Source organism: uncultured Rothia sp. (assembly GCF_937976295.1).
Lineage (GTDB): Bacteria > Actinomycetota > Actinomycetes > Actinomycetales > Micrococcaceae > Rothia.
Genome location: NZ_CALJRY010000112.1, coordinates 1 through 2,333, shown reverse-complemented (window position 1 = coordinate 2,333; position 2,333 = coordinate 1). Strand labels below are relative to the sequence as shown.

The following is a 2,333-nucleotide window of genomic DNA, read 5'->3' as shown; positions in this document are numbered from 1 at the left end:
TGCTCGTGGCGCGGGTACGGGAGGAGAGTTCGTCTGCGTGCGCGGCACGCAGGTTGTTCAGCTCGGCGGGGTTGGTGGCGCGTGGCTCGGGGGTTGCGGGGGTGCAGGATTCAGTCATAATTTCTCGATTCTACGCCTGCGGATTGTGAGGGTGCTATAGCGCTCAAAAATCGCCGATAAATCTAAAAGACAACCGTATCAGGGTGATTTTAGGGGCTATCAGGCGGTCAACTACTCGGGAAGAAGTGCCAAAGCGACGCGGTAGAGGCGGTCCTTCTCTTCGGTGTTACCGATGAAGGAGCGGAGCATGTACCCCTGGAAAACCATCATGAAGGCGTCTGCATGGTCGCGGGCGTAGTCGGCGATGAGCGCCTCCTGCTCGGGGGTGCGCTGTGCCGGGTCGGGGTTGATTTCGTGCAGAACGCTCAGCTGCTCAGTTGCCCAGGGGGTGAGGGTCTTTACGATGACGCCCTGCAATAGGGGCATGACGTTTGCGGTTGCCCTGGCGATTTCGGGCGCGTGGAGCGATTCGAGGCGGATGCGCAGCATGGCAGAGAAATTGTCGTTTACCAGCTGGTTCGTGTGGATGGTCTCGAGAATGTCCTGGGGCCCGGCGCCTTCGGGGAGTGCGGCGTAGAGCTTTTTGACGTTTTCGAGTCGTTCGTTAATGGCGCTGACGAGGATGTCTTCTTTGCCGGTGAAGTGCGAGTAGATGGACCCGGAGGACAGCCCGGAGGCTTTGATGATGTCGCTCATGGAGGTGTTGGTGTAGCCGCGTTCGAGGAAGCAGGCGATGGCTGCTTCGATGATTTGGGCGCGGCGTGCAGCTTTGGTGGCTTCTGTCAGTCGGGGCATGGTTCCAGTCTAGGGGGTGGGGCTAGAGAATACGTAAACACAACACTGATTCTTTTTGTGACCTTGCAAACAAAATAGTTATTTCGTTTGCACTCGGTAAAAACCGAGAGTAGAGTTCTGACTCGTAAACGAAATAAGCATTTTGTTTGGAGATTATCGTGAACAACGAAACCACCACCGCAGTCACCGCAGAGGCAGTGACCGCCGCAGCCACCCAAGCTGCCGCATCCCAGAAGATCGCGGCCAAGAGCATTGCAGAAGCAAACGTACAAGAAACCCCCGAGCGTTCCTCCTGGATCAAGGTCATCAGCACCTCACTGCTGGCATCCCTGATTGTTTCGCTCGTGATCCTCGCCTTCACCTGGCCCACCAAGACCATGGAAACCAAAAACCTGCCCGTCTCCATCGCGGGCCCCGAGGCGACCGTCAGCCAGTTCGAACAGTCCCTCAAAGACCAAGGTATTGAAACCTTCGAGTTGAAGCAGGCCACCTCCCGCGAAGACGCCGAAAACCAAATCAAGCAGCGTGAAACCTACGGCGCAATCATCTTCACCGAAGGCGCCGCTCCCGAGGTGCTGACCGCCCCCGCCGCGAACGCCGCAGCAACCCAGATGCTCAACGGTGTTGCCACCCAGCTGAACGCGCAGATCCAGCAGAAGGCACTCGCCGCCAAGACTGAGGCCCTCACCCAGGCGGTGCAGGCGGGCGGTGAGCAGGGTGCGCAGGCTGCCGCCCAGCTGGAGCAGATGAAGGTGCAGGCCGAGCAGGCATCCGCCATGGCGGTGAAGACCACCGTCGTAGTGCCCCTGAACGACGTTGACACCTCCGGCACTGGCATCGCTGTTACCGCATTCCCGCTAGTCATTGGCGGTATTCTCGGTGGTTCCTTCTCCGCTCTGCGCGTGAACGGTACCTGGCGCCGCTTCGCCACCGCAACCCTGTACGCCGTCATCGGTGGTGCGGTGACCGCGCTGATTCTGAGCACCTGGTTCGGCATCATCCCCGGTGACTTCGCTACCCTGTGGGCTGCTTTGAGCGCTACCTACCTGGCGGCCGCCTTCTTCATCGTGGGTGTGGGTGCACTGTCTTCGCCGCTGATTGGTCTGGGCGTAGGTGCGGTCATCACCATGTTCATTGGTAACCCGATTTCGGGCGCAAGCATGCCGAGCGTGTTCCTGCCCGGTGCGTGGGGTCAGATCGGTCAGATGATGGTGCCGGGTGCTTCCTCGACTCTGCTGCGTTCGATTGCGTACTTCCCGGAGGCTGCAGCGAGCGACCAGTGGCTGGTGCTTGGCTCCTGGATTGCGTTCGGTCTGCTGACCGGCGTGATTGGCTGGGCTCTCAAGGAGCGCCGCACCGCAACGGTGGAGGCATAACCACCGCGGGTTGGGCCGCCGGTACAACGTAGCCGGTGCAGCGTAGCCGGTAAAAACATAGCCGGTGCAACGTAAGAAGGGTGTGTGCCGTGTTCACTGAAC

Annotated in this window: 2 protein-coding genes; one reads left to right on the top strand and one right to left on the bottom strand. The window is 59.8% G+C overall.

Features of this window, described 5'->3' with window-relative positions; genetic code table 11:
- Positions 1-231: 231 nt before the first annotated feature.
- On the bottom strand, positions 232-855 hold the full coding sequence (locus tag Q0216_RS02845) for a TetR/AcrR family transcriptional regulator (protein WP_298592767.1): 624 nt from the start codon (positions 853-855) through the stop codon (positions 232-234).
- Between the two features lie 158 nt (positions 856-1,013).
- On the opposite strand from Q0216_RS02845, the gene Q0216_RS02840 reads away from it, so the two are divergent.
- Complete coding sequence (locus Q0216_RS02840) at positions 1,014-2,231, top strand: ABC transporter permease (protein WP_298592765.1); 1,218 nt, start codon at positions 1,014-1,016, stop codon at positions 2,229-2,231.
- The last annotated feature ends 102 nt before the right edge of the window (positions 2,232-2,333 follow it).